Consider the following 6729-nt stretch of genomic DNA (forward strand, 5'->3'; position numbering starts at 1 on the left):
GTCGCGCCGTGCCGAGGTGCCCGTTGGTGCTGGCCGGTGGCAGTTCGTGTAGGCGAAGCGGTCGAAACGGATCGGTGTCGGGGAGCGTGATTTCCGATACCGAACTGCGGCCCCCACCTGCGAGGTCGGCGTCCGGGATCGGGGCCGAGAAGAAGGGAAGTTCCGTGATCTTGTTCTGCGGAGGCGCAGTCGCGTCGTCGGAGTTCATCGACGTTCTCCTGTCAGTGTCGGCAGCGCAGCATTGAGCGCGGGACCGGACTTCCAGTCCGCCTGATGGCTCACCGCGAATTTGGTGATCTTCGGCCAGGTATTGCGGTGGAGGGTGTGCAGGTAGATCGAACGGCGACGGCGCCATTTGCTGATGGCCAACCCGTCCGAGAAGACCTTGGCGTCATCGGAGTCGGGCAGGACGGCGATCACGTCAAGTCCGGTGACTTTCGTCACTTCCTCTGCGTTGTAGGGGGACTCACCGATCAGGATCAACCCCAGACTTGCGCGTGATTGCACCGCGGAGAGCTGCTGTCGCAGCGCGTTCTGCGAGGCGCGTAACGCTGCGATCGCCGTTCGCTCCGTGCGGGTGACGATTGCGATCGTTGTTGCGTTGACGATCAGTTCGACCGGAGCGCCGCGTTGCCCGATCCGGCCGGCGTCGACGATCACGTTGGTGTCGTCGACGCTCAATCCGGCCAGGTGGACACCCAACGGTCCCCACACGGGCCGCATCGCATCTGCCTGGGCGGAGTGGACCAGTCCCGGGAGCAAGGACACCGAGGATTCCGGGATCTGGATGAGTTGCTCGGTCAGCGCAGCCTTGAGGCGCCCGTGACGATTCGCGTCGACGAGATTGATCAAGGAACGATCGTGATAGTGGTTTCCGAGCATGTATCCGGCCAGGACCGGCGAGGACCCGATGGCATCCGCTTCTACGAGCAGAGTCCGGTCGGTCGGTGAGTTCAGGGCCAGGGCGAGCGCCGTGGTGCTCACACCGGGTGAGCGTGAGGCGGATGTCAGTGCGAGAAACATTGCCGGTCACCGCACTCGGTTGTCGAGGACGATCGCGACACGCTTGGTTGCGCCGCGGGCGGCGACCCAGTTGGCCTCTGCCTCGGGCACGAGCAGGTTCAGCGTTGTCTCGCCGGCTTCGGGGATCTCCTTGGTGGAGTACACCTGTGCTTTCGTGTTGATCGGTCCCTGTACGGGCGGGTCGTCCTGGTCGCGTGGTGTGTCCACGACACGGACCATGTCGCCGGGGACGATCGGCTCGGAGGGGAGGTGGCTGTAGCTCACCGTGATGCCGACCATCGTGAGGCCTTCCCCGGGAACAATCTGGTCGGTGATCGCGGACGGGAGCAGAATGGTGCCGGCCGGCAACCGGGTGCTGGCACTCATTCCTACGACGCGGCCGCGTTCGCTGGCGGGCAGCGCCCCGAGATCGGCATCGACGTTGACCGATTTGGCGGCCAGGTCCTTGGACTCGATGGTCTCGCCTTGCTGCACCTCGTTCGTCAGGACGAGCACATCGGTGGTTGCGCGCATGGCGTTGACCGCGGTGAGCATGCCGATCACTGCCACCACGACGAGTGCGACACCGATCGCCAGGTAAATGGGGCGCCGGCGAACGCGCGCGCGGGTATTCAGATCGGGTGGGTCGTCCTGATCTGCGCCGTTGTGCGCCGGAGGCAGGTCATCCCCGGACGAGCGGAGCTTGTCGAGTTTCTTGGTCAGCAGGGATGCCATGGTGGTCCTTCACAGTGGACGTGTGGACATATCGGACGCTTCGTACGGGGTGGACAATAGAACGCGACCTGGACAACTTCGCGTCGGCGACGCCACCTACCGCCCGCGTGGATGCGTGGAGCCATCGCACGCTGCTGATCGGCTTCTTCGACAGTGTTGAGCGTTGGACGTACCCCCATAGGGGACAACGTACGTTGCGACTGCGACAAAATTGACCGTCGCGCCGGGTGTTGTGCCAGATATCCTCGCGGCCACGGGTATTGAGCCGTACAGGTCCAGCGGACACCTGGCACGCCCGTCTGGCCCGAACGCTGCGACCATCCGGCACTGGACGATCTGCGAATTGTCTCCGCAGGCCGACTACTTCGCCGCCGAAGCGCTCAGGTTCGGAATCGTGGCCGTAAGCAATCCAGAGGACCGTTTTCGCGGTGGTTATTGGCGCGTCATCCGTTTGAAGCGAACATAATTCGACAGAAGGTCCGGGCACGCAGTCCATACCAGCGTCGCGCCAGGTGGGATCACACTGACGAGGAAACTCAACGACGCCGCGACTGATGCGCTCTGAACATCCGCATATGAAGTCGGGCGTGCGCACGCCGATATCGGGACATTTCTTCCTTGACCGCACGCGTGAATACCGTTGCGCTGCACGTGGCATAAGCGTTTTTCCCCTCCGGAACCGCCGTGGACCTCCCGTCCCCGGCGACTCGACTGCCGAATTTTACTCACCTGCCTGCCACGCAGCTGTGAGTCTTCTGGACAAGATCCCATCAGCTGGTGGACCGAGTTGTCCACCGCTGGACATAACACTAAGGAGTGTTACCTGCAAGGGTTGACTTGCGTGCAGAGTATGGTTATGGCGCTCGACATCTCAGATGATCTCGGAAGGCATGAAGCATGGACCCACTCAGCCCACCCAACCTCGGTGATTTCATTCGGGCACGGCGGACGCGGTCCACACCGAGTCATCCTGGCGGGATGACCCGCCAGCAGCTTGCGAGCGGAAGTTTTGCGAGTATGAGCTACATCGCGCAGCTCGAATCCGGCAGCAAGGACGGCCCTTCACCCGAGTTCCTCGAAGCCACGGCGACGGCACTCACACTCGATTCGGCAGACCAGCGCCACCTCTTCAACCTCGCTCGACAGACACCAACCGAACGTGAGGTCACAACCACCCCATGGACGATCGCCGACTATCGGACACTGATCACACCGGACATGAAGACCGCTATCGCGGCGCTGAACCCGCATCTGGTGGCGTACCTCGACGAACGCTGGAATGTCATCGACTGTAACTCGGCGTATGACAAGGCGTTCCCTGGGCTGGTCGACGAGGGAAACGTGTTGCGCTGGTTCTTCTCGACTCCGGCATCAATGAAGGTCATGGTGGAGTGGGAGGCGGAAGCGGCCTTGACCGTCAGCTGGTTCCGAGCGTTGATGGGTCGCTACTACAACCCCGACTGGGCGGTGGAAACCCTCGAAGAGTTGAGCGAGTTCCCTCGCTTCCGCGAACTGTGGTCACGTGAAGAAGTCCGGTTCGGCCGGCACCAGCCGTTCATGCACCTCCGCGACGCCGAGACTGGTGAGCGATACAGCGTGCACGTGCAGGTCCACGCGGAGATGCGGGGCAAGTATCCGCTGCAGATGTACCTCGGAGTGCGCCTGCCCGCCTCCGGAACTAGCGGAGCGTCTTGACGAACGCGGTGATCGCGGCGTTGACCGGCTCGGGGTGTGTCCAGCTTGCGGCATGGCCGGCCACCGGGATCGTGACAACTGGCGCCGCACCGGGAAGACCCGCTTTGAGCTCATCCGCCTTCTCTGCGGGTGCTGACAGGTCATTTTCCCCACGGATGATCAACGCCGGAACGCCGATGTCGGAGAGCCGGTCCACGACGTCGTCGCGTTCGATAAGGCACTCGGCGGCCGGCCGGACAGCCATGCGATCACTGCTGTTCCATTTGCTGATCCACGACGTCCAATCCGCAGGTTCCCCGCCGATCAGTTGGGGGGCAAGTGCGCTGGTGAGCGGTTCGAGTGGGACTGTGCTGCACCACTGATCGAACAGGACGCGGTATCCGGACTTTTGCTCGGGTGTACAGGCTGAGGCTTCCGTGTCGAGCAAGATCAGAGCCGTCGTGCGCTCCGGTGCGAGGAGTGCTGTGCGCAGCGCGGTATAGCCGCCCTGGGACATGCCCCCGATGATTGCCTTCTCGACGCCGAGGTGGTCGAGGACGGCGAGGGCGTCGCGTGCGAGGTCCCAGTATGTGAACGGCGTACCCGCATCGGTGGTCTTTCCGTGGCGGCGCGCATCCCAGGTCACAACCCGGAGGTCCGGGGATAGATCGCGCACCTGGGGCGTGAACATGGAGGAGTCCATGAAGAACCCGTGCCCGAGTAGAAGTACGGGCCCCTCTCCCCCACTGTCGGTGTAAAAGATGTCGGCGTCGGGCGTTGTCACTGTCGGCACGTAGCCGATCCTAGGGTGAGGTGACTATCCCCGGTCCAGGCGAGCCCCGCGGAGTCGCTATTGCCAGTGCCCCTTTCAGTGGTTGCCGCCCACTCTCAACAAGGCCCTCTCGCCACAACCTGCGGAGACTATCGACGCGTTCTGCCGAGGGTCCGTTATCGGTGGGGCTTCTCCCGTTCGAGAATCACCCGCGATTGGGTGCGTTCGGTTCGTCCATTCGGTCAGAGCGCGGGCGATCCAGCATCGCGCTATCGCGGAGTCCGCCGCACAGGCGGCGAGGGACTCGAATGCCAGCGCTATCGCGACTGTGAACTCGGGGTGCGTTTCGTCGATGCACTCGAGTGCGATGTCGTTCGCCGCCGAAAGTGCCAGATAGGTGGCCTCTGAACTGGTTACGGCCGAGCTGTGGGCCAATCTCTCCGTGGCCTCGTACGCCGCGCGCCACGCGTCGGGACTGAGCGCCTTCGTTTCCGATGTTCGGCACATACCGGCAACGCGCTCGAGTGCGTGGAGTACATCGTCGACGGCGGCCGGAAGCCTGCCGGTCAAACCCCAGTCCGAGTCGAGCACGTCGGCGAACCAGCACCAGCGAGCGAACTCGGGCGCGTCTTCGAGCGCGAGTTCGACAGTTCCGGACGCCAGCTGCATCACCGCATCGGCGACCGACATCTCGTTGAGAGCGGAAGAAAATGACTCATGCATGAGAGTTCCCGTCTCCGTGTCCCCGTGAGTGGGACGTAAGGTCATAGTGCAGGGCTGAAACCTGTTGTGGTCATTGCCAAAAGCCGCACTGCAGAGCGTGCATGACCGCGTCCGACCGAGGTCAGAGCGTTGCACTCGACGGCGCGCCGGGCAGCATCGGTCGGATCGGCGAGGTCGACCACAGTGGTGGCATCGACCCCCTCGGTGCGCTCCCACCTGCCATCATCTCGTTGGTGGTCGACGATGGACCAGATTTCCACCGTGACTTCATGCTCACCGCGGGTGATGAGCCGAAGAACCGGGAAGAATCCGGGGCAGAGATTGCTGAGGGTGATATGTGTGCGGTCCTCGTCTACGGCGAGGTCGAGGTCGTTGTGATCGTTCGCGTCGTGGGCGGCCGCAATGAACGCCGCGTGGAAGTCCTCGGGGATTTCTATGAGGGCCATCGGGTCTGGTCTCCTTCAATTGTCGAGGTCGGGGCTGCAGCAATGCCTCACACGGTCGCCGGAGTCAGCAGGTATCAGCGAACTGGAACAAGGTCTGCCGGGTCGGGGTGCCGATGTCTGTTCGGCGGGGCGATGCCATCTTGATGCGCAGAGGGGCAGGATCCAAGCGAGGCCAGTTCTGCTCGGCACCTGCAGCTCTCGTTGAACCCGACCGGCGGGTCGGCCGCCATAGCTTCGAGCGCCGGGATGGCGGCCTGCTCCCCGGCACCCCACTTTCCGGCGCTGAGCGAGGACAGTCGATCGTTGCCTCGTGGAACTGCACGCACTCACTCGGTTGGCGGAAGCCCGTGCCGGCGCGTTCATCCTGGAGTCGGCGGGCGACTGTGATTCGGCGGCATCTGACGTAGCTGCTGCTTCTCGCGGAGAGTCAGAATCGGGTGCGCCTGTCAGATCGGCCGGGGCAGCGACTGCGGCGGTCTCGCCCTTTCCACACTCCCTCGTAGGCGTGTCGGTCGGGGTCGACGGCTCCGCCGTGGAATCGGAACCGGAACCGGCGACGTCCGTCTGGACGAGAGCTCGGCGGTACCGGCTCAGCTCCGTCACGGCCGAGTCGTACTTGATGGCGAGCTTGTCCGCGAGGAGGCTCGGTGACCAGCGCTGCTCGTAGGCCATCCGGATGATTTCTCGCCGTTCGCAGTTGCGCATGGGGACTTGTTCGCCACTCAGGCGACGAACGATGACGACCTCGTCGACCGCGACCGCTCCCGTGGCCCGCTCGCGCTCGTGACTACGCGCCTTAGGATTGTCGATCTCGTCGTCGTCCCATCCGAGAGGCGGCACCAGTCCTTCTGCGCGTGCTTGTTCACGAAGGTCGGCGTCAGGTCCGGGGCGCATGGATAGCTCGTCGTAGATCTCGTCGACCGCTTCCCACAGCTCGCTCGGGATGAGACCTTTTTCCGGCATCGAGGTGACGACGTCGACCTCGACGTTCAAGCGGTGAGCGAGGCTCGGATCGCCGTAGCCCATGGCGTTGAGGGCGCGCAGTCGGCGGCGAGCCCCCACTGCTGGGGTCAGATCACGCCCACGGCTCGGATGAAAAGTGATCGAGAGGATCGCGTCCGCGATGGCGGAGGTGGTCGTGCGAGTCGAAGTGCTCCTCAGCGACCGGATTGTCGCGACCGGCACAGAGGCCAGCTCAGCGATCAGAGCGGTCGTCATGCCGGCGCACATCAGGGCATTGATGTGGTAGCGCACATCAACCGTGTCGACGACGTGACGGGCAGGTGTCCAACCCAGCCCCTCCCGGACCCCATAACCCCACGTGAGCGATGTGTGGTAACACCCGGCGTGGCGACCAGGCGCTTATACACAAAAGAC

General features: G+C 63.6%; 6 protein-coding genes and 1 pseudogene. 2 read left to right on the top strand and 5 right to left on the bottom strand.

What is annotated here, in order from left to right; translation table 11 throughout:
- The 3 genes and pseudogenes from ACFTZB_RS07715 to ACFTZB_RS07725 all read right to left on the bottom strand — a co-directional run.
- Positions 1-208 (bottom strand): annotated as a pseudogene (locus tag ACFTZB_RS07715) (type II/IV secretion system protein); the annotation flags it as partial.
- Entirely contained in the window at positions 205-984 is a 780-nt protein-coding gene (locus ACFTZB_RS07720; protein WP_378430882.1) for a hypothetical protein, read from the bottom strand. The pseudogene ACFTZB_RS07715 and the gene ACFTZB_RS07720, both read right to left, overlap by 4 nt.
- Positions 985-1029: 45 nt before the next feature.
- Positions 1030-1737, bottom strand: a complete 708-nt coding sequence (locus ACFTZB_RS07725; protein WP_378430884.1) for an SAF domain-containing protein — start codon at positions 1735-1737, stop codon at positions 1030-1032.
- A gap of 897 nt (positions 1738-2634) precedes the next feature.
- Between ACFTZB_RS07725 and ACFTZB_RS07730 the strand changes: the two genes are divergently transcribed.
- Positions 2635-3432, top strand: coding sequence for a helix-turn-helix transcriptional regulator (locus ACFTZB_RS07730; protein ID WP_072948914.1), 798 nt, complete (start codon positions 2635-2637; stop codon positions 3430-3432).
- On the opposite strand, the gene ACFTZB_RS07735 is transcribed toward ACFTZB_RS07730, so the two are convergent.
- Both ACFTZB_RS07735 and ACFTZB_RS07740 read right to left on the bottom strand, forming a co-directional pair.
- The gene (locus tag ACFTZB_RS07735) at positions 3416-4204 is read right to left on the bottom strand and encodes an alpha/beta fold hydrolase (protein WP_378430885.1); all 789 of its coding nucleotides are present in this window, start codon (positions 4202-4204) and stop codon (positions 3416-3418) included. The genes ACFTZB_RS07730 and ACFTZB_RS07735 overlap by 17 nt on opposite strands.
- 75 nt (positions 4205-4279) lie before the next feature.
- Positions 4280-4873, bottom strand: coding sequence for a hypothetical protein (locus tag ACFTZB_RS07740; protein ID WP_378430886.1), 594 nt, complete (start codon positions 4871-4873; stop codon positions 4280-4282).
- A gap of 134 nt (positions 4874-5007) precedes the next feature.
- On the opposite strand from ACFTZB_RS07740, the gene ACFTZB_RS07745 reads away from it, so the two are divergent.
- Positions 5008-5496 carry a hypothetical protein gene (locus ACFTZB_RS07745; RefSeq protein ID WP_378430887.1) on the top strand — a complete coding sequence of 163 codons (489 nt, stop codon included), beginning with the start codon at positions 5008-5010 and terminating at the stop codon, positions 5494-5496.
- Positions 5497-6729: the final 1233 nt, after the last annotated feature.

This window comes from Rhodococcus sp. NPDC057014 (genome assembly GCF_042673295.1).
Taxonomy (GTDB): domain Bacteria; phylum Actinomycetota; class Actinomycetes; order Mycobacteriales; family Mycobacteriaceae; genus Rhodococcus_F.